Genomic DNA, 22,953 nt, shown 5'->3' on the forward strand with positions numbered 1-22,953 from the left:
TCGCTTATGACAGGGTTAACAATTGGGCAGAAGTATACGTGATAAAAAAAAGTAGTATTGACTGAAGTTTTAATTTTAGCGGTATAATATACTTATATTTTCCCTATATGAAAAATTTAATATGCTGGTTAAAACGCCTAAACACCTTGATAGAATAGACAGAAATATTCTCAATGCGCTGCAGAAAAACGGTCGCATTTCCAATGTAGATCTGGCAAAACAAGTGGGTCTTAGCGCTAGTCCATGTCTTGAGCGCGTCAAACGACTGGAGTCCCAAGGTTATATTCAGGGCTATCATGCCATGCTCGAACCCGAAAAACTCGGCGCAGCCATGTTAGTGTTCGTGGAAATCACATTGACTAAAACGTCAGTGGATATTTTTGCAGAATTTTCTGCTGCAGTGCAAGAACACGAAGATATTCAGGAGTGTCATTTAGTATCCGGTGATTTTGACTTCCTACTCAAAGCCCGCGTGGCAGATATGTCTAGTTATCGAAAGTTACTTGGCGACACACTTTTGCGGTTGCCTGGAGTCAGTGAGTCACGAACATATGTCGTTATGGAAGAGGTGAAGAGTACCACTGCATTGAGAATCAATGTAAAGTAATACGTAGCGCAGGCATTGCAGTTTTAACAATGAGTTTGTGTTAGTCTGTTTACTGCAAAATGCGATTGTGTAAATGTGAGCAATTTGCGAACAAGTAATTGAGATATAATAATAATGTTTTTAGTTAGCACCCTGTTTTTTCCGTGTATTAGGGATAGCAGCACAGACAGGTGTCAGGTGATTTAGGGTTTATGGCGCGTTTAACTGGTGTACAGCGAATGCTAGAGGCATGCATGATTATTGCCTGTGTATTTGCGTTTTTTATTCTTTTGGCTTTGGCTTCTTTTCATCCTGGTGATCCGGGGTGGAGTCAGGCGGGCTTACAACTTGATGTTCACAACTGGGTCGGGGCAACAGGCGCTTGGGTTGCAGACTTACTGCTGTTCAGTTTCGGTTGGTTAGCGTATTTGCTGCCTTTCTGTTTCGCTTTTCTCGGCTGGTTTCTATTCCAACATGTTAAAGACCTTGATGAATTTGATTACCTAACGATAGGCCTTCGTATCATAGGAGGCCTGCTCATTGCACTGGGCATTACCGGAATAGCCAGTATCAATTTTAATGATCTGTTTAATTTCTCTGCTGGCGGTTTTGTTGGTGATGTGATTAGTTCTGCACTCATTCCTTATTTTAATAAAGCGGGTACTATCTTACTGTTGCTTTGCTTTTTCTGTACCGGGTTTACGTTACTCACAGGGATAAGTTGGCTGGATATTATTGATACCCTGGGAAGTGCAACTATCTGGCTCAGCAAAAAAACAGTGAAGTTGCCTCAGCAATTAATTGGGATGGAGATGCCAAAGTTGGCCTTGTCTTCGCCCGATAAGTCAACAGGGGAGGGGAAGACCTCTTCGCTGGATGTAACCTCCTTACGCGCCGAACCGCCAGCTGAGCAAAGTGTCAATGAAACTCTCCGTACTTCAGAGCGAAACGAACCGAGTTTTGGTATACCCGAGGAAGTATTTTCTGCCGAGGATGAACCACCATTCATTGTTGACGACCACAAAATTTCGGTAAATGGAGCTGCAGCTTCTTCTAATGAATCACCGAAAGCAGAGTCATCGCGCTTTTCTTTTGGTCAGATAAAAGACAAATTTACTAGTAAAATAGCGGCGGATAGCAACGCTGCGTCCACTGGAGACGAGAGCCTGCCATCAGACGGTTATCAGGATGAAGGGACAAGTGTAATCAGTGATCAGAAAGTTACAGCGACAACTTCTACAAAGAAAGTTAAACCAACCACACTTGCAGAAGCTGTTGCCGCCAAAGAAGAAGAAAAAGCTGAATTGGCAGCGTTAGGGCCAATGCCCTCTTTTGACTTGCTCGAGCGTCCTGACCGCAAGGAAAACCCCATTACCCCTGAAGAAATGGACATGGTATCCAGGTTAGTAGAAGACAAGCTCGCAGACTTTAATATTGAGGCAAATGTGGTGGGTGTTTATCCGGGGCCGGTGATAACCCGCTTTGAACTCGATCTCGCCCCTGGAGTGAAAGTCAGTAAGATTACCGGACTGTCAAAAGATCTGGCCCGGGCAATGTCTGCTATTTCAGTGCGAGTTGTGGAAGTAATACCCGGGAAGTCCGTCATTGGTTTGGAACTGCCAAACAAAAAACGCGAAATGGTAAGGCTTAGCGAGGTTATAGCCTGTGATGCCTTCCAGAGTAATAAATCGCCATTGACCATGGTGCTTGGTGCAGACATCAGCGGAAAACCCGTTGTGGTTGATTTGGCCAAAATGCCTCACCTGCTGGTTGCCGGTACCACCGGAGCAGGGAAATCGGTGGGCGTAAACGTCATGATCTTGAGCTTGCTCTATAAATCGACGCCAGAAGATGTGCGCATGATTATGATCGACCCCAAAATGCTGGAACTGTCTGTCTATGAAGGCATTCCGCACTTGCTAGCTGAAGTGGTTACCGACATGAAAGAAGCGGCCAATGCGCTGCGCTGGTGCGTTGGGGAGATGGAGCGCAGGTATAAGCTGATGTCTGCGCTGGGGGTACGAAACCTGAAAGGCTACAACGCCAAAGTGAATCAGGCTATTGAAGACGGAGAGCCAATTAAAGATCCGCTTTGGCGCACGGAAGACAACATGGAACAGGAGGCGCCAGAACTCAGTAAATTGCCTGCGATTGTTGTTGTTGTAGACGAATTTGCCGACATGATGATGATTGTAGGTAAGAAAGTAGAAGAGCTCATTGCCCGTATTGCACAGAAGGCGAGGGCAGCGGGAATTCATCTGGTACTGGCTACTCAACGACCTTCAGTTGATGTTATCACGGGTTTGATTAAAGCCAATATTCCCACTCGTATAGCCTTTCAGGTTTCCAGCAAAATTGATTCCAGAACCATTTTGGATCAACAAGGGGCAGAGGCTTTATTGGGTATGGGCGATATGTTGTATCTGCCGCCTGGAAGCCCCGTTCCAACTCGGGTACACGGCGCATTTGTGGATGACCATGAAGTTCACGCCGTGGTGAACGACTGGAAAAAGCGAGGTAAACCGGATTATATTGATGAAATTTTAAACGGCGAAGCGTCGGCTGAAGTATTGCTACCCGGAGAACAAGCGGAAAATTCAGACGAAGAATACGATGCGTTCTTTGACGAGGCAGTGGCATTTGTTACCGAAACCCGAAGGGCCAGTGTTTCTTCAGTGCAGCGTAAATTCAGAATTGGTTACAATCGGGCGGCAAGGCTTGTAGAACAAATGGAGGCAAACGGTGTCGTATCATCACCAGGGCACAATGGGAACAGAGAGGTTCTAGCGCCTCCTGCCCCGAAGGAGTAGAAGATGAAACCGTGGATTAAAACCTTATTTTTGATGATTACAGGCTCAGTATTTGCGCTGTCTGTTCACGCTAGTGTAACACCCAAGGAAATGCTAAAGCGTCACCTTAGTGAACTACATTATTTTAGCGCATCTTTTTCCCAAGTTGTTTCTGACGGTAACGATGAATTAGTTCACGAGGCTAAAGGTGTCCTGTATTTGGCCAGGCCTGACAAACTGAGATGGGAAACGCGGTTTCCCGATGAAAGTCTGCTTATTGCAGATGGCGATTCGGTGTGGAATATTGACCCATTTGTAGAACAGGTTACCATTTTAGATCAGGAAGCGGCGATAAAAGATAATCCTTTTATGTTGCTCATTTCGACAGATGACACGGTTTGGGAAAAGTTCACTGTCAGTGCAGACAATCAGCACCCTGAACGTTATACCGTGACGCCGAATTCAGTAGAAGGTCAAGTTAGAGCCCTTGTGTTTTCTTTTACAGAGGGGACGTTGCAAAGCCTGAGTGTTCGGGATGCCCAGGACCAGACCAGTTTGCTGTCATTTTCAGATATCAATACAAAAACACCTCCCCAACAAAGCCTTTTTCAAGCCCGGGTAAGTGATACCTACGTTGTTGATGACCAGCGATGAGAGGGTTGTTCCAAGATGATTTCGCGCCGCTAGCGGCCAGAATGCGGCCTACATCGATTGATCAATATGCTGGCCAGCAACATTTGTTGGGACCGGGAAAGCCATTGAGAAAAATGCTCGAAGCAGGTCAGTGCCATTCTATGGTGTTGTGGGGCCCACCGGGCACAGGTAAAACTACCTTGGCAGGCATGATAGCGGCGTACACCCAAGCCAAAGTTGTACGCCTTTCTGCGGTAACTGCCGGGGTGAAAGACGTTCGAACGGCTATGGAACAAGCAGAAATTGATGCCAAACACGGGCAGAAAACCTTGCTGTTTATCGATGAAGTTCATCGTTTTAACAAAGGTCAGCAAGATGCTTTTCTCCCTTTCGTTGAGGCGGGCACCGTGACATTTATTGGCGCAACCACTGAAAACCCATCTTTTGAACTTAACAATGCATTGTTGTCTCGTGTTCGTGTGTATGTGTTAAAGGCGTTAGATAAATCTGCGTTAGTAGCGTTGATGAACCGGGCTTTACATGACAAGGATAAGGGGCTCGGCGACAAAGGGCTAAGCGTTGATGACGATGCTAAAGCGGCGCTAGTTGGTTTAAGCTGTGGTGATGGACGGCGCTTATTGACGTATTTGGAGTTGGCCAGCGACTTTTGTGACGGACGTGTGATTTCGTTGCGAGATATCGAAGAAGCAGTGGGGGAAAAGGTTGCGGCCTATGACAAACAAGGCGATGCTTTTTACGATTTAATCTCTGCGTTTCACAAATCAGTGCGAGGTTCTGACCCGGACGCGGCCCTCTATTGGTATGCGCGTATATTACAAGGTGGTGGTGATGCCCTTTACGTAGCGCGCCGATTGTTAGCTATTGCCTCTGAAGATATAGGAAATGCCGATCCCAGAGCTATGCAACTCTGTGTCAATGCCTGGGATTGCTATCACAGGGTAGGCCCGGCGGAAGGCGAGCGGGCCATTGCCCAGGCCGCGGTATACTGTGCGCTTGCGGCGAAAAGCAATGCAGTTTACATGGCGTTTTCAGAGGCCAAAAGACTGGCTTCTTCATCACCCGATTATGGCGTGCCCGATCACTTGCGAAACGCTCCTACGGCTTTGATGAAAGACATGGGGTACGGAAAAGAATACCGCTACGCTCATAATGAGCCGGGGGCGTTTGCTGCGGGTGAAAGGTATTTACCACCTGAGTTAGCCGGAGTAAGGCTTTATAATCCCACAGATAGAGGTTTGGAAAAACAATTGAAGGCAAAGCGTGACTATCTGGATGCCTTAAACGAAAACAGTAAAAACAAAAGGTATTAGCTATGCCAACAGGTATCGTCTTGTATTGTTATTTAGCCTTGGGTGGTGCAGCAGGTGCATGTCTGCGCTATTTTGTTACTTCAAACATCGATTCTTGGTTTGGAAAAGCGCTTCCCTTTGGTACACTTACCGTCAATGTTGTAGGCTCTTTTTCCCTTGCATTACTTTACGGATTAATTGAACGACACGATTTAATGGAATCTCCTTATCGTGCGTTATTAGGCGTGGGCTTGCTGGGTGCCTTTACCACTTTTTCAACATTTTCAATTGAAACACTCACACTACTGGAGAATGGCCTTATTATGAAAGCCGTCGCCAACGTGTTATTCAATGTTTGCGCCTGTTTACTGGCAGGTTGGGCAGCCATTGTATTGATGAAAGGATAAATAGAACGGCATGTTAGATCCAAAGTTACTTCGGTCAGACATAGAAAATACAGCCAAAAAACTGGCTGAACGCGGCTTTACGTTAGACGTGGATACATTTAATTCGTTAGAAGAAAAACGCAAAGTTCTTCAAACTAAAACTCAAGATTTGCAAAACGAGCGAAATGTCCGAAGCAAGGCTATTGGTAAAGCGAAGGCTCAGGGGCAGGATATTGCGCCGCTGTTGGCTGAGGTGGGACAGTTAGGAGATGACCTCGATGCGGCCAAAGCTGAGTTGTCGGTTCTTTTGGAAGAAATTACTACCTTTACTCAATGCGTGCCTAACATCCCTCATGAGTCAGTCCCTGTGGGCGCGAATGAAGACGACAACGAAGAAATCAGCCGCTGGGGTACACCACCTTCGTTTGATTTTGAAGTCAGAGATCATGTAGATATTGCCGAGGGGTTAAACAAAGGAGCGGATTTCGAACTGGCTTCTAAACTTACCGGCAGTCGGTTTGTCGTGATGAAAGGCCAAATTGCCAAGCTACATCGAGCCCTTGCGCAATTTATGCTGGATGTTCACACCAATGAGCATGGATACCAGGAAATGTACGTGCCCTATCTGGTCAATCACGACAGTTTGTACGGTACTGGCCAGTTACCTAAATTTGGAGAAGATTTATTTCATACACAGCCAGCTACCGAAGAGGGCCAGGGGCTATCACTCATCCCTACTGCTGAAGTTCCGCTGACAAACATTGCTCGTGATGAAATCTTTGATGCCCGGGAACTGCCGTTAAAAATGACAGCGCATACCCCGTGTTTTCGCAGTGAAGCAGGTTCTTATGGCCGTGATACCCGGGGACTCATCCGTCAGCACCAGTTTGAAAAAGTTGAACTTGTACAAATTGTCAAACCTGAAGAATCCTTTGATGCTTTAGAAGCGTTAACTGCCCATGCTGAAGCCATACTTCAGAAATTAAATTTGCCGTATCGAAAAGTCCTTCTTTGCACCGGGGATATGGGGTTTGGAGCGTGTAAAACTTACGATCTTGAAGTGTGGCTACCTGCCCAAAATACCTATCGTGAAATTTCATCGTGTTCAAACATGTTTGATTTCCAGGCCAGAAGAATGCAGGCGCGTTATCGCAACCCCGAAACAAATAAGCCAGAATTATTACACACGCTGAATGGCTCAGGCCTTGCAGTAGGAAGAACCTTAGTTGCAGTGTTGGAGAATTATCAACAGGCAGATGGCAGTGTTGTGGTGCCGGAAGCGTTAGTGAGTTATATGGGTGGGGTAACGCGCATAACAGCGAACTAATTGAAGAAAGCGGAACCATGTGTTCCGCTTTTTTTATTTTTTTACAAGCATTTAGCCGGTTTTGGTAAGCCTGCAAGTTTGGTTGCCTGTTTTGCTGGCCCTTTTTTGAACAAGCGCTGCAAATATCGACTATTACCTTTATCAGGCCCGTGTTTAGTTGCCATCGCTTTGACTAAAGCACGAATGGCAGGACTGGTTTCATACTCTTCATAAAACTGTCTGACAAAGCGAATGACCTCCCAGTGAGCGTCTGTCAGTGTTATCCCTTCACTTTCGGCAAGTATAGGAACCATGTCTTCACACCATTGGGTGTGGTCGAGCAAGTAACCATTCTTATCCACGGGCACGGCTTGCCCGTTCCAAATGATTGTGTAATTATCAGTCATAAAACAACCCAATGTTGATGTTTATCGTGTAAGGTAACCCATTGCGAAATTGACAGTCGGTGTTGCTCGCAGACGCTAATCCCTCGTGCTTCAGCATCTATATCATATACCTTTACAGATAAATGCTTTAATTGAGAATACTGGTAGACCCCATCTTCTTTAAGTACTATCACATCGTTGTCGCACAATGCATTGACGTAGCGACGCTGCACTGCAGTTGCGGTGGCGCTGGTTAAGAATATAATCATTAAAATGTCACCACATGATCGCAGCTGTTAATCAGTGTTATTAAGGTATTGTGGCAACACGGTTGGGCAACAGCATTGAGCGCTTGGGGCATTAGTCCCCATTGGGGAACATCTTCAGTGATGTAATAGCATGCATGAATGTCGAACAGAGGTAGCGATTTTAAGCGTTTAGCGTGATTCCTTATGGCTGTCGTAGCAGGCGTTTGTTGGTCAATCAATTGCAATATTCCTTCGCCTTCAAATACCATGACTACGTCGTGACCGTAGTTCGTCGCACTGAGGGCGAAATCCAATCCATCGGAAGCGCTACTAGTGGAATAGGGCGGTTTCGTCATTCGAATAAGGAGAGTAGACATTAAAACTGCACCAGTTTGTCGCTGTCGTGCAGCGCTGTAAAGAACTCTGCCAACCCGGTCTGTTCAAATGGAGAGGAACACACCTGGGAGGTAACCCCTCTCTTTTCTCCCGCGGTAACACACACACGTAATGCCGCTCCGCTTTCATTGCTAATTCTGGTCCAGGCCTCGAACAGGTTAACCTCGCCGTTTGTAGGTATCATGCTCCCCATCGCGTTATATATGCCCGCCTGATAGAAAAAAACCTGGCCCAGTTCTTGTCCGGTTTCTAGCAACTGTTGGCAAAAGCGAACGGCATCAAGACTTCTGGAACTATCATAAGGTGAGGATGTCACGAGTACTGAGTATGTTGACATAAAAACAAAAACACCCCATTAACGGGGTGTTTTCTCCGCGTTCAATTTTGGATTAATCGTCGCCACCGAATGCGCCTAACAGGTGCAGGATAGACGTGAACAAGTTGTATATGTTCAGGTACAGCGAAACGGTTGCACGAATATAGTTTGTCTCGCCACCGTTAACAATGCGACTGGTATCAAACAAAATGAAGCCAGACATAATAAAAACAATTGCAGCACTAATAGCCAGTGAAACAGCAGGTACCATAAAGAAAATATTTGCGATGCCCGCAACAATGGCGACTAGCAAACCAACAATAAGGAAGCCCCCCAGGAAGGAGAAGTCTTTCTTAGTCGTTAAGGCATAACCAGACAAAGCGAAAAATACTAATGCCGTTGCCCCCAGCGCCTGCATGATCAAACCTGGACCTGCAACGCCCAAGTAATAACTGAGGGTGTAGCCTAAAGAAGCCCCCATTAACCCGGTAAAGAGAAATACCCAGTAAATACCAGAGGCCGATTCCGCTTTGCGTTGCACAACAAAAAGAGTAATAAACGCGCCGATGGTCATAACCAGAGACATCATTGGTGTGATGCCTACAGCCATAGCAACTCCGGCACAAACTGCGCTGAAAGCCAGTGTCATTGCTAGCAACATATAAGTATTACGCAACACCTTGTTTGTTTGTAATACTGATTGTTGAGATGCACCTGCATACATCGAACGTTGATCCATTGTTTCCTCCAGAAGGATAATTAAAAACCAGATAAGTCAGTTACCTTTATCTTAGGTCATTTGTATGGGTTTTAGTTCACTTTTTCAAGTGATTTCACGCGGTTTAATGCTAACATCGCCTAAGCGGTTAAAAAGGCACCCGCATAAGTGTGAAAAATAACCGCTTTGTTTAAAAGCTGCGCGGTTGAACATTTTTTTAAAATTAAGGCTTTACAGGCCCAAAAATATCATTAAGATACGCATCACTTCTCGGAGAGATGGCAGAGTCCGGCTGAATGCACCTGACTTGAAATCAGGCGAAGGGTCAAACCTTCCGGGGGTTCGAATCCCTCTCTCTCCGCCACCTTCTAAAAACCCGCCTTAATGGCGGGTTTTTTATTTTATACAACAACTTATCATTCGATTATATTCTGTATTAAATCGCTTTAATCTGATCCTCACGCAATCTGTTACGTAACACACGACGTATAAAGTGCGTTTTATAGCCACAGTAAATACCCCAATTACAATTTGTGTTAACGTAAAGAAAAAAGAGTGAACCGCAAATGGCGCGGTGCTGCAGTAGCGTTATTCAGAGGAAGCTAATGACCGTCTTACATACTCCTTCGTTACGGGATGCCGATCCCGACGCATTTCGTCAACGACTGCTCGCGTACTTCCATCAATCTTTTGATACGTATGAAAGTCTATTTTCCAACCTAGCCAGCGATGACGCGTATTACCAACGACCCGAAAAGCTGAGGCATCCGCTGATTTTCTATTTCGGGCACACTGCGACGTTCTACATCAACAAGCTCGTATTGGCGAAACTGATTGATGATAGAGTCCACCCTCATTTTGAGTCGCTATTTGCCATTGGCGTTGATGAAATGAGCTGGGATGACCTCAACGATGAAAATTACGATTGGCCAGGTGTCGACGAAGTAAGAAACTACAGGACGCAAGTAAGATCCAAGGTGTCTGATCTCATTGCCAGTATAGATTTCACCTTACCTGTAACGTGGGATAGCCCTATATGGCCGATTATCATGGGAATCGAACACGAAGGCATCCACCTCGAAACATCGTCTGTACTGATACGGCAACTGCCTTTAGCGTATGTTTCACCACGGTCGCAGTGGGCGCCTTGTCGAGAATCATGCAAGGCACCCGTAAATGAGCTAGTTAGTATTCCAGCTGGGGATATTTACGCAGGTAAATGCCACGATGATGACTTTTACGGCTGGGACAACGAATATGGTAGTCACCATGCCAGCGTAAACGCTTTTAAAGCGGCAAAATACCTGGTTAGTAATGGTGAGTTTCTGCGTTTTGTTGAGGCAGGTGGTTATAAAACGATGTCATTGTGGGAAGAAGAAGGTAGGCAATGGCTAGTATATAGTCAGGCTAGCCATCCGGTATTCTGGCGAAGAGAAGGTGAGCGTTATCTGTACCGAACCCTTACAGAGGAAATGCCACTCCCCCTTGATTGGCCTGTTGATGTAAACTATCACGAGGCCAAAGCATTTTGTAACTGGATGTCAAAAAATACCGGTCGTCCGATACGTTTGCCAACTGAAGACGAGTGGTTCAGGTTACGGGATGAGGCAAAAGTAACCGAACAGCGCTATTTCGATGGATGGCAAATCGGACTGACAGGCCCTGCTTCCTCAGTGCCAGTAAACAGATATGGGCGCAATGGCATTTATGACGTGGTAGGAAACGTCTGGCAGTGGACAGAAACACCAATTTATCCCTTCGAAGGTTTTAAAGTACACCCTTTATACGACGATTTCACCACGCCCACATTCGACAATAAACACAACTTGATAAAAGGGGGGTCGTGGATTTCAACGGGTAATGAGGCTGCGCGAACAAGTCGTTACGCTTTTCGCAGGCACTTTTTTCAGCACGCCGGTTTTCGTTACGTTGAGTCGGAGGCAACAATTAAGGTGAATGATTTCGATTATGAAAGTGATACCCAGGTATCGCAGTACAGTGAATTCCATTACGGTAATACGTATTTTGATGTGCCTAATTTTGCTGCAGCGTCTGTTGCCTATGCGATGAAATTTGCCACCGACATCCCCAAGCGCAAGGCTTTGGACCTGGGCTGCGCGGTTGGTCGAGCAAGTTTTGAACTGGCGCGGCACTTTGAACAAGTCGATGGCATTGATTTTTCAGCGCGCTTCATCAAAACCGCCTGCGCAATGCAAGGATTTGGTGAAATTCGCTATGACTTAATTGATGAAGGTGAACTCACCAGTTTTCATATTCGCAGACTGGCAGAACTTGATCTTGATGACGTAAAAGGGCGGGTACATTTTGCACAGGGCGACGCAGGTAACTTAAAGCCTCAGTATACTGGCTACGATTTAATTTTTATGAGTAACTTACTCGACAGAGTACCGGAACCTGAAAACCTGCTTCACAGTATCACCGAAAGATTAAACGTAGAGGGTTTACTTGTTGTCGGTTCACCTTTCACCTGGCTTGAAGAATACACAAGAAGAGAAAATTGGCTGGGAGGCCATAAAGAGACGAATGGCGAAACGCTGTCGTCAACCGACGCTTTGGAACGAGTACTCAAACATCGTTTTGTTCGGGTAGCTGGGCCCTGTGATATTCCTTTTGTAATTCGGGAAACCAAGCGGAAACACCAGCATTCACTATCAGAGTTTAATATATTCAAACGAGTCAAATGATGGTATTGCCAGACAGAAACAGGACGGGCTCATTAAAGTTTGATGGCGTTGTCGAGCGTTTTGGTTATACAGACAAAAGCGCTCTGCCTATGTGGTTGGCAGATATGGATTTTCCGCCTCCACCCGTGATATCGGAAACGCTCAATACGTATCTTAGTCAGTGTTTTGGTTATCAGATGGGAACGGTATCCGGAGCGGTGCGCAATTGGTACTCACGACGCGGTATAACCGTTGAAGAAGATACAATCGTTACCTGTTCTTCCGTACTGGCTGGAATTGCGGCAACTATTCAAACCCTTACCACGCCCGGTGATGCGATAGCGGTTTTTTCCCCAACTTATGGACCGCTGTTTTCTCTCGTCAAAGACTGTGATAGAACCTTAGTGTCCGTTACTATCGATGAAACTTTGACCATTCGAGATGTAGTAGCCTCAGGGCAGTTGCCTTCCCATATTAAAATGGTGCTGTTGTGCAACCCAAATAACCCCACCGGACAGTTGGTACACAGTGATGACATGTATGAACTTGCCCAGTTTTGTGAGCATCAACGCATTCCACTGGTTGTCGACGAGGTGCACAGCGAATTTATCCGCGCTGATTGCTCATTTTTCTCTGCACTTTCATTATCAGCGCACTTCAGGCGGTCTGTTGTGGTCGCTCAGTCGCCAAATAAAGCTTATAACCTCGCTCATTTGCCCGCTGCGTCCTATCTGGTGATAGCGAACCCTAAGTGGTATGGCCGCATATCGAGCAGTCTTCTGCGTCGGCATTTATGTGCTGGTGATTTAGCTTGCGTGGCATTAACCGCTGCCTACGACCGACGTAACGATAGTTGGCTCGCTGAAGTGGTGACTACCATTAATGACAACAGACAAATGGCTTTTGACACTTTGAAACATACTTCTCTTATGACCTGTTGTCCCCAATCCACTTATTTTTTGTGGTTAGATCTCAGACTGCTTTTTCCAACAACGTCCAATGTCGCAGGTGCACTTTTCAAGGCGACAGGCATAGCATCTAATGATGGCACGATGTTTGACATGCCAGGGTTCGTGCGGGTTAATCTGGCCACCAGCAGCACAATGGTGAAGACGGCACTTAGTCGTCTTGTAAACCTCATTCATTCAACTTAGTAGAATATAAGTCTCGTTTTTTTGCCATAGTTAAGACGACGGATTGGATTATCATGGGTCAGGTAATTATTTTGGAGTGACCCATGAGATATAGACGACCTTCCACAGAGCGAGGAAAAGCTGATTTTGGCTGGCTTCGATCTTTTCATACTTTTTCGTTTGGACGTTACTATGACCCTGAACATATGGGGATGTCTGTATTGCGGGTTATCAATGATGATACTGTGGCACCCGGACGTGGCTTCGATACGCACGGTCACCAGGATATGGAGATTGTGTCTTACGTTGTCGATGGGGCACTTGTGCACAAAGACAGTACCGGGAACGTACATACCATTCCAGCTGGAGATGTACAACGAATGAGTGCTGGCAAAGGCATTATGCATTCTGAATACAATGCATCCAGTACTCAAGTTGCCAAATTTTTGCAAATTTGGATCCTTCCCAGTGAAACAGGTATTGACCCGGCGTATGAGCAAAAAACCATACCGCAAACTGACGACATGACTCCCCTTGTTACGCCCTCAGGAGTAAATGGAAGTGTACGTATACATCAGGACGTGAGTATCTATCGGGTTTTACTCGATAACGGTAAACCGGTGACATTTTCGACTGGACATAGGATGGGGTACCTTCACCTTATTCATGGAACACTGCAAGACGATATGATTTCACTTAGTGGCGGTGACGGACTCGGTTTATATCAGCAAGATACACTCACACTGCGTGCGCAGGGCTCGGTGGAGGCCCTTTGGTTTGATTTACCCGTTATCTGATAGCGCTTATACTCACAGGCAATAAATCGCGGTTGTCACGTTTCACAGCGGCTGTGAAAATGTTATTATGAAGTGTGGCTTGAGGGCTACACCCATTATAATAACGACGATTTAGTGAGCGCAAACGTGATAAAAATTATCCTGGCAGACGACCATGAACTGGTCAGAACAGGGATCAAGCGTATCTTGGACGATGAAAGAGAATTTTCGGTTGTTGCCGAAGCGAAAGATGGTGAAGACGCGGTAAAATTGTGTCGCCACAATGCGCCTGACATTGTGTTAATGGATGTAAATATGCCCGGTATGGGCGGTTTGGAAGCGACCAAAAAGATAGTGCGCATGTCTGAGAATACACGTGTTATCTGTTTATCTATGCATAAAGAGCATCCTATTCCCTCGCAGGTCATGCAAATTGGCGCTTTTGGTTTTCTAACTAAAGATGCCGAACCGGAAGAAATGATTAGAGCGATCTATAAGGTTCACGCTGGACAAAAGTATTTGCCGGCAGACATTGCGCAAAATATTGCCATCAGGCGAGTGATTCCAGAGTCAGACAACCCATTTGATGTGCTTTCTACCCGGGAGTTGAATATCGCCATGCGGTTGACGAAAGGACAAAAAGTTCCTGAAATTGCCAATGAGCTTAGCATAAGCGCCAAAACTGTTAATACCTATCGTTACAGGATGTTTGAAAAGTTAGGGGTTGATACCGACGTAGAACTTACTCACCTGGCTTTGCGTCATAAACTTATCGAACCGAAAATGTTGTAAGGTTTGAATGTCTCAGTTTGATTACACGGCATTTTTGCGGAATCTGACAGCTCAACCCGGTGTCTATCGTATGTATAATGACCAGGGTGACGTTATATATGTGGGTAAAGCCAAAAATCTCAAGAAACGGGTTAGCAGCTATTTTAGAAAACACGTAGACAACGCTAAGACCCGTTCTCTTGTTGCAACTATTGCGGACATGGATGTCACAGTAGTAAACAGTGAAACTGAGGCGTTTCTTCTCGAAAATAATTTTATTAAGAAGTATAAACCCCGCTACAACGTAGTTATGCGTGACGATAAGTCTTATCCATTTATATTTCTGTCTTCCCACAACCATCCTCGACTTTCATTCCACCGCGGCCCACAGAAACAAAAGGGAGAGTACTTTGGGCCATATCCGAGTGCCTGGGCGGTTAGGGAGAGTTTGCGAACCATGCAGAAAATTTTTCCGGTTCGTCAGTGTGAAGACAGCTACTACCGGTCCAGAAGTCGCCCTTGTCTGCAATACCAGATGAAGCGTTGCAGTGCGCCTTGTGTGGAGGGATATGTTTCTGACGAGGAGTACGATGAACAGGTAGACTTAGCGCGGTTATTTCTCAATGGCAAGAATCAGCAGGTCATTGGTACCTTGGTAAAGAAAATGGAACAGGCCAGTGATGATCTCAATTTTGAAGCTGCCGCCCGGTTCCGTGACCAAATTACTGTATTGCGTAAAGTGCAAGAGCGTCAATGGGTAGCTGGTACGCAAGACGAAATGGATATTTTTGGATTTGCAGTTAGGGGAAACATGGCTTGTATCCAAGTAATGTTTATTCGCGACAGCCAGCTTCTCGGCAGTAAATCGTATTTCCCCAAGGTACCAGCGGCATCCAGCGAAGACGAGATTTTTGAGTCATTTTTCCTGCAGTTTTATCTGTCGGGTAATAAAATTATTCCCAAGCAGATTGTCATTCCCAGACCCTTGAGCGAGGAAGATAGCATTGTGGAGGTGCTAAGTGAGGAAGCTAAAAGGAAGGTTAAACTCTTCAAAGGTGCCCGAGAGGAAAAGCGGCGTTATCTAAAATTGGCGCAAACTAACGCGCAAAACGCCTTAGATGCACAGTACAGCCAACAAAAATCTGTCCATGCCCGCTATATCGATCTCGAAGACATTCTCGATCTCGAGCAACCAATATCCCGTATGGAATGTTTTGATATTAGCCATACCTCCGGACAACAGACCGTTGCATCCTGTGTGGTATTTAATCGGGATGGCCCTCTTAAAAGTGACTACCGGCGCTACAATATTGAGGGGATAACGCCGGGTGATGATTACGCAGCTATGGCGCAAGCATTGAAACGTCGGTATAAAAGTGTACAGGAAGCGAGTAAAATTCCGGACATACTGTTTATTGATGGCGGGAAGGGGCAATTGGGCCAAGCAGAATCGTTTTTTTCAGACTGGCCTGATAACACGAAACCTTTGCTTATAGGTGTCGCTAAAGGTACAACCCGAAAACCCGGTCTGGAAACCCTTATACTGGCTGATTCTCATGAGACCATCCCAATGCCGGGGCACGCGCCTGCATTACATTTAATTCAACACATTCGCGACGAGTCTCACCGGTTTGCAATTACCGGTCACCGAGCTCGAAGGCAAAAAGCCAAGACATCGTCCAGTTTGGAGGATATTCCCGGAATAGGGGCCAAGCGAAGACAGAGTTTACTCAAATTTCTTGGCGGGTTACAAGGTGTGAAAAAAGCAAGTAAAGACGACATTGCCAACGTACCTGGAATTAGCCAGGAGTTGGCAGAAATCATTTATGACCATCTGCATCTGTAACCGTGTTGTGAATGCAGGGACGTTTTATTTTAGAGACACAAAATGACAAAAAGGTGTTAAATCAAAATTTATGTGGACGGTACCCAATTTAATTACATTGTTCCGGGTTATCCTTATTCCCGTTTTTGTTGGCGTTTATTTTCTTGATTGGCGTTGGGCCAAGGAGTTGGGCGCATTCGTTTTTTGGCTGGCTGCAATTACAGACTGGTTCGATGGCTATCTTGCCAGAAAACTCAAACAGAGCACGCCTTTTGGAGCATTCCTCGACCCTGTAGCCGATAAACTCATTGTCGCTACGGCATTGATCATGATCACTCATACTTATGGCAGTCTGTGGATTACCTTACCGGCGATTGTACTGATGGTGAGAGAAATCTATATTTCCGCCCTTAGGGAGTGGATGGCGCAACGGGGTTACAGTGATTCAGTAAAAGTCAGTTTTATTGGCAAAGCCAAAACCATGGTGCAAATGCTTGCTCTCATTGGTTTGCTCAGTGGTCTTGAGACCTTCATGGGGGTCACTATTTATTGGGTTACACTTGGCCATGTGCTGTTGTACATCGCCGCAGTGCTTTCAATTTGGTCTATGTTGGTTTACACCGGCGCTGCCTGGAAGCACTTAGCAGGACCAACAAAAGGGAAAAACTGATTGTCATCTGGTCAATGTGAATAAAAATGCTGCAAACAATCACAAAAAGAGTGATTTAGGGGTAAATTGCTGCTTTTTGCTGTTGACAGTTTTATCGGTAAAGGTAGAATGCACCCCACGTTTTACGGAGTACCGAAAAACGTAAAGTTAGCGGGAATAGCTCAGTTGGTAGAGCATGTACCTCGTCACGAAGTGATTGCCAAGTTTGGCAAGGTGACGAAGAAATATGTTTATCTTCACTATTACTGCAAACAAGGCGGGAATAGCTCAGTTGGTAGAGCACGACCTTGCCAAGGTCGGGGTCGCGAGTTCGAATCTCGTTTCCCGCTCCAAATTGGCGGAATGGCAGAATGGCTATGCAGCGGATTGCAAATCCGTGGATCTCGGTTCGACTCCGGGTTCCGCCTCCATATACTGCATCACGCAGTAACAGGTACCAACCTGTACCAGTCGTAAGACAACCCAGCCCGGGTGGTGAAATTGGTAGACACAAGGGATTTAAAATCCCTCGCTGGTAACAGCGTGCCGGTTCAAGTCCGGCCCCGGGCACCATTTATCCTTTCCGGCAAAAAGCCAAATCCACTGTATTTTGTTGAAGAACACTCGTATGATAGAGATTCTACACACGATTTGTTTAGGGACGCTTCACGTTTTATGAGCCATATCCTGATCTCAGCAGAACAGTTACAAGAAAAGCTAGTAAATCAGCAGGTAGTTCTGCTTCGTGCACTTATGGCAGACCCCGTTAATGGCACAGCAGACACCGTCAGTACTGGAATTATCCCCGGGGCAGTGGATGTAGACATTGATGGCGAGGGCAGTGACCACAAGAGCGCTCATCCTCACACCATGTTGGCTCCTGAGGCATTTGCTACTATTTTGGGCAACAAAGGCGTCACTGCAGAATCAGAGATCGTTATTTACGATAATCGCGGGCAGTTTTCTGCTGCCCGGTTGTGGTGGATGCTCAAATCAGTGGGTCATTGTCATGTTCGTTTACTCGACGGTGGCTGGCCTGCTTGGAATGTCCGCTTTCCCAGTATGCCCAAGTCACAACCAAACAGCCCGAGTAAGGCGTTTTATCAGGTGGAGAATGACATTGTTCATTGGTTTGTTGGTGCCACCGATGTATTGCAAATGCTAGGCACGGATGTGCAAATAGTCGACGTAAGAAGTGCAGAGCGGTTTCATGGACGTGTCGAGGAGCCCAGAGCGGGTTTGCGCCGTGGTCATATTCCTGGTGCATATAATTTACCCTTTGCGAAGGTGTTAGAAGGTGGTTTTTTTAAGTCTCCTGACGCATTGCATGCGCTTTTCACTTCAATAGGTGTGTCGTTAGACAAACCATTGATTTTTTCCTGTGGTTCTGGAGTAACAGCCTGTATCGTTGGAGTTGCAGCCAGACTTTGCGGTGCAGACGATGTAAAGATCTATGATGGTGCTTGGTCGGAGTGGGGGGCTTCAACCACACTCCCTATTGAGGTTTGATATGGCGAATCTTCCCAGGGTTGTCATACTCACCGGTGCGGGTATCTCTGCTGAATCAGGTCTCAAGACTTTCCGTGATAGTAATGGTTTATGGGAAAATCACAAAATAGAGGATGTGGCGACGCCCGAAGCATTTGCCGGGAACCCGGATCTAGTTTATGGGTTTTACAATGACAGACGGGCACAATTGCAGCTTCCTAACGTAAAACCAAACCGCGCCCATGAAGCACTGGCATCGTTGGAAAGTGTGTTTGGTAATAATGTACTACTAGTGACTCAAAATGTGGACAATCTCCACGAACGTGCCGGTTCTAAAAACATCATTCACATGCATGGTAAACTCCTGTCTTCCCGGTGTATAAATAGTGGGCGCAGCCACACTTGGCATAGCAAATTTGATGCATCAACACCGTGTCCGTGTTGTACACCCGCGTCGGCTATGCGTCCGGATATTGTGTGGTTTGGTGAAATGCCAATGTATATGGATAACATTATATTGGCGCTGACGAAAGCGGATATATTCCTTTCCATCGGCACTTCTGGCCAGGTGTATCCCGCTGCGGGGTTTGTTCAGGTTGCAAAAGACAGTGGCGCGCGTACGGTTGAACTGAATCTGCAACCCAGCGACAAATGTGCCTTATTTGACGAATCCTATCTCGGGCGTGCATCGATGATTGTTCCCCAGTTCATCCATAGTTTGATAGATGAATACGCGTTAACTCAGCAAAATAGCTTACTTTGAATATGTTTTTACAAGAATTTCTAACCATAGCGATAGTTCATTTGGTTGCCGTTGTTAGCCCTGGTCCCGACTTTGCTGTTGTTGTTCGACACAGTGTGCATTATGGGCGAAGGATTGCAATGATCACCAGCCTAGGGATAGGAGCGGCTATTTTGCTACACGTCGCCTATTCACTGGTGGGGTTAAGTGTAATTATAAAAACTACGCCATGGTTGTACGCTACATTCAGTTATGCTGCGGCGGCATATTTGCTTTATCTGGCTTATGGTGCGCTGAAAAGCGGTCCGGCTAAGGACACAGAAAAAAAACTCGAAACTGCGAAATCACAAAATAATATTTCATTGTCCAAAGCATTTGGTATTGGATTTCTGACAAACGGGCTTAACCCCAAAGCAACGCTGTTCTTTCTTTCGCTATTTACCGCTATCATTAACGCAGACACCCCGTTTTCAATCAAGCTCGGTTACGGTGTGTATCTCGCGCTTGCCACTGCAATATGGTTTTGCTTTCTTTCCTACTTACTCAGTACTAGCAAAGTTGCCAAGCTTATCGGAGAAAAGGGCTATTGGCTCGACCGCACTATGGGGGTGTTGTTAGTGGGCCTGGCAATTAAACTTGTTGTCATGTAAACATCGTGTATCGCAAAGCATTTCATAGGGTTAACCAGAATATTCAGTTATACTGAGCATCTGTGAACAAACCTTGTTTCTACTGTGTCAGATACAAACAATAAACCGTTAAACCGAGAGTCGTTGATAAAGCCCAATGGTCAATTCCATTTTAGTTGGCTGGCGAAAACGTCTGTTGATATTCTCAAAGGCCAGTTTGCTGCCATGTTGCAGGGCTGTGTAATTCTACTGGTTTCTGTTATCGCCTGTGGAATAGCGCTTTCTTATTTCTTTTCTTTAGAAGACATGAGCAAACTCACAACGTCACAGCAGGGCATTATTGATATTGCGCTTATCCTTGTTGTTGCGCCACTTACCGCTGGCATTTCTGTAATGGGTGTTAGGGCTGCTCGACATCAATCGGTAAAAGCGCTGGATATATTTAATTATGCGCCTTTGGTAGTGGTGCTTGGGTTAGCACAACTACTAATATCTATTTTGGTTCAAATTGGCTTAATTTTGCTGATCCTTCCCGGGGTTTATATACTGATAGCTACCACTTATGCTCTGCCGTTAATTGCGGATAAAAATTTGGGAATATTTGATGCTATTCTGCAATCGTGTAAAACGGTCAATAAATTTATACTATCGTTCATTGTTCTTTTCGGTGCTTATTTCGTATTGTTTTTACTGAGCCTCTTTACCTTTGGCTTTGCACTCCTATTTGTCATGCCGCTTTATTTTATTTCTCTGGGCGTGATTTACGTAGTGCTATTTGACGACAATAACCCGTCTGATTTTCCATCAGACCAACAGGAGCTAAAGTTCGATGCATAAACGGGAGACAGTGAAAATTGTCTTAATTACTGTGGCCATACTTCTGGTCATTGTTATTAATGCATGGATCATGTCATCCAAAGAGGCTGATATTCTCGACGTTCCAATGACGGAGCAAGCTAGAAAACCCGTCCCGGATTTTAAGAGCATAGACAACATTCAAGAAAAAAAAGAAGCCTTTTTCAGTTATCTCAAACCTGAAGTGGAGAAGCAAAACGAATATTTGTTATCTCTACGTCATTATGTACAGACGTTACAGCGCAAGCTGTCATTGGATGAAACTTTGGATAAAGAAGACGAAGTTCGCATTGCCTGGCTGGTTAATGAATATCAGGTTGATGAGAGTCAAAGCATTGAGCGGCAAATAGCGACGTTGTTAAGGCGAATTGATATACTGCCTGTCTCTTTGGTTCTGGCACAGGCAGCTAATGAATCTGCATGGGGTACCAGTCGTTTTGCCAGAGAAGGGTATAATTTCTTCGGTTTATGGTGTTTCAGAAAAGGGTGTGGATTTGTTCCTTCAAGACGTACAGCCGGGTTAGAGCATGAAGTGGCTCGTTTTCCGAACCTTTCGAAAGCTACATATACTTACATGAGAAATATTAATCGACATAGTGCGTATAGAGAACTTCGCAATATTCGCAGCACCCTCAGGGCGAACCAACTTCCGGTGAACGGAGTCGCGCTGGCGGAAGGGCTGATGAATTATTCTGAAAGAGGCATTGCCTATGTGGAAGAACTTCAGGCAATGATTCGATACAACAGGGAGTACATGTAATCGTGGTGAAAAAATGGATATTACTTTTGGCTTTGGTATGTACTTCCTCTCAGGCTGAAACTATTCAGGTAGAATACAGTCGTTTTTATAGCCATATAAAAAAACTCGATCATGAGGATACCCAGGCTTTGCAATTTGCTTTTGGTTTTCTGCGCGTTGGTGAGGGACGACTATGCAATATTACATCAGCAAATATTATTACTGACAAGCAAGTGATACCGGTTGAGGTATCGCTAGAAAATCGATTTACTCTGCCATCTGAAAAAGCGCTAAAACTGGCAGATGCCAACGTTGAGGTTACGTTTGAAGAACGCGCCAACGTATGTGATATGTCTGTTCAACTGGAAACCAAGCCAGAATACTTGAAAACTCAATATTCTCGTGATGATCTTCTGTTTTTATTAGAGCAGTATCGCGCGTTTTTCAACGCAATGGGGAGTTTTTTGTCATTTATGATGCCCAGTGTTGAAGGGCTTGTAGTGCAATTTCGCGACGATAATATCAGCATGCCAGCAGGCAAAGAACGGCCTGCAATTACCATGGGTATGACAGTATTAACAGAAAGCTGGATTGACGAGCATCAATTACTTTCCTTGCCTGAAGCTCCTTTACGGGTTACCGCAAAAGCTATCAAGTAGACAGAAATATCAGGTTGTGCATTCTATTGCGGTTCGTCTATCACCAGTTGGTAGCGTATTTCTTCAGCCAGACGATTGACGGTTTTTTCTCCTACCTCACAAAGTTCTGTCGCGCGATGAAATTCCATTAAGCCAACGTCAGATAAGTGTGGTTCAATTAATACATCTGGTGGGTCCCCGGCCAATCTTGAACGGGTTACTCGCGCCTGTAGAATTTCCAGCGAACTGCTCATAACGCTTAAAATTCCAGGGGGATTGAGCTTTTCTGATTTGTCTTCTGGCGAAAACCATTGCCTGACAAGATTAGAGCTTTTAGAAAAAAAATCGTCGGTTTTACGTTGAATTTTCTCGTGTTCAACGGTGGGTTTTTCCAGGCGTTGGGGTTTAAAATCGGCGTTGAGATTTACTGCAATGACGAAATCAGCTCCTAATTGTCTGCACAAGTTAACCGGCACTGGGTTTACTACTGCCCCATCAACCAACCATCGACCATCATGGGCCACTGGGCTAAATAAAGCCGGTATGGCACAAGATGCCTGAATACAACTGCCTACGGGACCATTGTTAAACATTACTTCGCGACCGGAATACAAGTCTGTGGCTACAACGGCCAATGGTTTTGTCATTTCTTCAAAAGTCTCGGCACAAAACTCTTCAGCAAGTTTGGTAAATACCTTTTGACCACTGGCAATACCACCTTTGCGCAACCCGACGCCCATTAACGACAGTATTTGCCATTCAGTGAGAGAACACGCCCAGGTTTTTAACGGTTCAAGTTTTCCACTCGCATAGGCGGCTCCCACATAAGCGCCAATTGAACAGCCAGCCACTACATCAATGCGTACCCCCAGTTTTTCCAGGGCCTGAATAATACCTATGTGGGTCCACCCGCGTGCAGCGCCGGCACCTAATGCCAATCCTATTTTCAT

24 protein-coding genes and 4 tRNA genes are annotated in these 22,953 nt (G+C 45.6%); 22 read left to right on the forward strand and 6 right to left on the reverse strand.

Annotation, left to right across the window (positions count from 1 at the left end):
- Positions 1-121: 121 nt before the first annotated feature.
- The 6 genes from lrp (at position 122) to serS (ending at position 7,031) form a co-directional block, all read left to right on the forward strand.
- Positions 122-607 (forward strand): leucine-responsive transcriptional regulator Lrp, encoded by a 486-nt coding sequence (gene lrp / locus KO518_RS13510; protein WP_216026332.1) that lies wholly within the window; start codon positions 122-124, stop codon positions 605-607.
- A gap of 191 nt (positions 608-798) precedes the next feature.
- Positions 799-3,396, forward strand: a complete 2,598-nt coding sequence (locus KO518_RS13515) for a DNA translocase FtsK (protein ID WP_216026333.1) — start codon at positions 799-801, stop codon at positions 3,394-3,396.
- Between the two features lie 3 nt (positions 3,397-3,399).
- Positions 3,400-4,029, forward strand: a complete 630-nt coding sequence (lolA, locus tag KO518_RS13520) for an outer membrane lipoprotein chaperone LolA (protein ID WP_216026334.1) — start codon at positions 3,400-3,402, stop codon at positions 4,027-4,029.
- Entirely contained in the window at positions 4,026-5,339 is a 1,314-nt protein-coding gene (locus KO518_RS13525; protein WP_216026335.1) for a replication-associated recombination protein A, read from the forward strand. The genes lolA and KO518_RS13525 overlap by 4 nt, the downstream gene beginning before the upstream one ends.
- A gap of 2 nt (positions 5,340-5,341) precedes the next feature.
- Positions 5,342-5,725 (forward strand): fluoride efflux transporter CrcB, encoded by a 384-nt coding sequence (gene crcB, locus KO518_RS13530; RefSeq protein ID WP_216026336.1) that lies wholly within the window; start codon positions 5,342-5,344, stop codon positions 5,723-5,725.
- Between the two features lie 10 nt (positions 5,726-5,735).
- Positions 5,736-7,031, forward strand: a complete 1,296-nt coding sequence (serS, locus tag KO518_RS13535) for a serine--tRNA ligase (RefSeq protein ID WP_216026337.1) — start codon at positions 5,736-5,738, stop codon at positions 7,029-7,031.
- A 41-nt stretch (positions 7,032-7,072) separates the two neighbouring features.
- Here serS and KO518_RS13540 read toward each other — a convergent pair whose 3' ends face one another.
- Genes KO518_RS13540 through KO518_RS13560 form a run of 5 tightly spaced genes read right to left on the reverse strand, consistent with a single transcriptional unit; the run spans position 7,073 to position 9,095 of the window.
- Positions 7,073-7,417, reverse strand: coding sequence for a TusE/DsrC/DsvC family sulfur relay protein (locus KO518_RS13540; RefSeq protein WP_216026338.1), 345 nt, complete (start codon positions 7,415-7,417; stop codon positions 7,073-7,075).
- Positions 7,414-7,665, reverse strand: coding sequence for a DsrH/TusB family sulfur relay protein (locus tag KO518_RS13545; protein ID WP_216026339.1), 252 nt, complete (start codon positions 7,663-7,665; stop codon positions 7,414-7,416). The genes KO518_RS13540 and KO518_RS13545 overlap by 4 nt, the downstream gene beginning before the upstream one ends.
- On the reverse strand, positions 7,665-8,021 hold the full coding sequence (locus KO518_RS13550; protein ID WP_216026340.1) for a DsrE family protein: 357 nt from the start codon (positions 8,019-8,021) through the stop codon (positions 7,665-7,667). Before KO518_RS13550 ends, KO518_RS13545 begins: the two co-directional genes overlap by 1 nt.
- Positions 8,021-8,377 (reverse strand): sulfurtransferase complex subunit TusD, encoded by a 357-nt coding sequence (gene tusD / locus KO518_RS13555; protein WP_216026341.1) that lies wholly within the window; start codon positions 8,375-8,377, stop codon positions 8,021-8,023. The genes KO518_RS13550 and tusD overlap by 1 nt, the downstream gene beginning before the upstream one ends.
- A 52-nt stretch (positions 8,378-8,429) precedes the next feature.
- Complete coding sequence (locus KO518_RS13560) at positions 8,430-9,095, reverse strand: Bax inhibitor-1/YccA family protein (protein WP_216026342.1); 666 nt, start codon at positions 9,093-9,095, stop codon at positions 8,430-8,432.
- A gap of 251 nt (positions 9,096-9,346) precedes the next feature.
- Here KO518_RS13560 and KO518_RS13565 point away from each other — a divergent pair.
- The 16 genes from KO518_RS13565 (at position 9,347) to KO518_RS13640 (ending at position 22,024) form a co-directional block, all read left to right on the forward strand.
- Positions 9,347-9,438: transfer RNA gene (locus tag KO518_RS13565), tRNA-Ser, on the forward strand.
- Between the two features lie 241 nt (positions 9,439-9,679).
- The gene (gene ovoA / locus KO518_RS13570) at positions 9,680-11,779 is read left to right on the forward strand and encodes a 5-histidylcysteine sulfoxide synthase (protein ID WP_216026343.1); all 2,100 of its coding nucleotides are present in this window, start codon (positions 9,680-9,682) and stop codon (positions 11,777-11,779) included.
- Entirely contained in the window at positions 11,776-12,912 is a 1,137-nt protein-coding gene (locus KO518_RS13575; protein WP_216026344.1) for an aminotransferase class I/II-fold pyridoxal phosphate-dependent enzyme, read from the forward strand. Before ovoA ends, KO518_RS13575 begins: the two co-directional genes overlap by 4 nt.
- A gap of 83 nt (positions 12,913-12,995) precedes the next feature.
- Positions 12,996-13,688 (forward strand): pirin family protein, encoded by a 693-nt coding sequence (locus tag KO518_RS13580; protein ID WP_216026345.1) that lies wholly within the window; start codon positions 12,996-12,998, stop codon positions 13,686-13,688.
- A gap of 126 nt (positions 13,689-13,814) precedes the next feature.
- Positions 13,815-14,459, forward strand: coding sequence for a UvrY/SirA/GacA family response regulator transcription factor (gene uvrY, locus KO518_RS13585; protein WP_216026346.1), 645 nt, complete (start codon positions 13,815-13,817; stop codon positions 14,457-14,459).
- Between the two features lie 7 nt (positions 14,460-14,466).
- Positions 14,467-16,284 carry an excinuclease ABC subunit UvrC gene (gene uvrC / locus KO518_RS13590; RefSeq protein ID WP_216026347.1) on the forward strand — a complete coding sequence of 606 codons (1,818 nt, stop codon included), beginning with the start codon at positions 14,467-14,469 and terminating at the stop codon, positions 16,282-16,284.
- Positions 16,285-16,354: 70 nt separating this feature from the next.
- Positions 16,355-16,933 carry a CDP-diacylglycerol--glycerol-3-phosphate 3-phosphatidyltransferase gene (pgsA, locus tag KO518_RS13595; protein ID WP_216026348.1) on the forward strand — a complete coding sequence of 193 codons (579 nt, stop codon included), beginning with the start codon at positions 16,355-16,357 and terminating at the stop codon, positions 16,931-16,933.
- A 256-nt stretch (positions 16,934-17,189) separates the two neighbouring features.
- Positions 17,190-17,265 (forward strand) — tRNA-Gly (locus tag KO518_RS13600).
- 4 nt (positions 17,266-17,269) lie between these two features.
- Positions 17,270-17,343: transfer RNA gene (locus tag KO518_RS13605), tRNA-Cys, on the forward strand.
- Positions 17,344-17,398: 55 nt separating this feature from the next.
- A tRNA-Leu gene (locus KO518_RS13610) sits at positions 17,399-17,485 on the forward strand.
- 102 nt (positions 17,486-17,587) lie between these two features.
- Positions 17,588-18,421 carry a sulfurtransferase gene (locus tag KO518_RS13615; RefSeq protein ID WP_216026349.1) on the forward strand — a complete coding sequence of 278 codons (834 nt, stop codon included), beginning with the start codon at positions 17,588-17,590 and terminating at the stop codon, positions 18,419-18,421.
- A 1-nt stretch (position 18,422) separates the two neighbouring features.
- A complete protein-coding gene (gene cobB, locus KO518_RS13620) occupies positions 18,423-19,163 on the forward strand; it encodes a Sir2 family NAD+-dependent deacetylase (RefSeq protein ID WP_216026350.1) in 741 nt (246 codons plus the stop codon).
- A 2-nt stretch (positions 19,164-19,165) separates the two neighbouring features.
- Complete coding sequence (locus tag KO518_RS13625) at positions 19,166-19,792, forward strand: LysE family translocator (RefSeq protein ID WP_216026351.1); 627 nt, start codon at positions 19,166-19,168, stop codon at positions 19,790-19,792.
- An 84-nt stretch (positions 19,793-19,876) separates the two neighbouring features.
- Positions 19,877-20,608, forward strand: coding sequence for a hypothetical protein (locus tag KO518_RS13630; protein WP_216026352.1), 732 nt, complete (start codon positions 19,877-19,879; stop codon positions 20,606-20,608).
- Positions 20,601-21,386, forward strand: a complete 786-nt coding sequence (locus KO518_RS13635) for a glucosaminidase domain-containing protein (RefSeq protein ID WP_216026353.1) — start codon at positions 20,601-20,603, stop codon at positions 21,384-21,386. The genes KO518_RS13630 and KO518_RS13635 overlap by 8 nt, the downstream gene beginning before the upstream one ends.
- Positions 21,387-21,391: 5 nt before the next feature.
- Complete coding sequence (locus KO518_RS13640) at positions 21,392-22,024, forward strand: DUF2987 domain-containing protein (RefSeq protein ID WP_371742348.1); 633 nt, start codon at positions 21,392-21,394, stop codon at positions 22,022-22,024.
- Between the two features lie 23 nt (positions 22,025-22,047).
- On the opposite strand, the gene rssA is transcribed toward KO518_RS13640, so the two are convergent.
- A complete protein-coding gene (gene rssA / locus KO518_RS13645) occupies positions 22,048-22,953 on the reverse strand; it encodes a patatin-like phospholipase RssA (RefSeq protein WP_216026354.1) in 906 nt (301 codons plus the stop codon).

Source organism: Aestuariibacter sp. A3R04, assembly GCF_018860805.1.
Classification (GTDB): domain Bacteria; phylum Pseudomonadota; class Gammaproteobacteria; order Enterobacterales; family Alteromonadaceae; genus Alteromonas.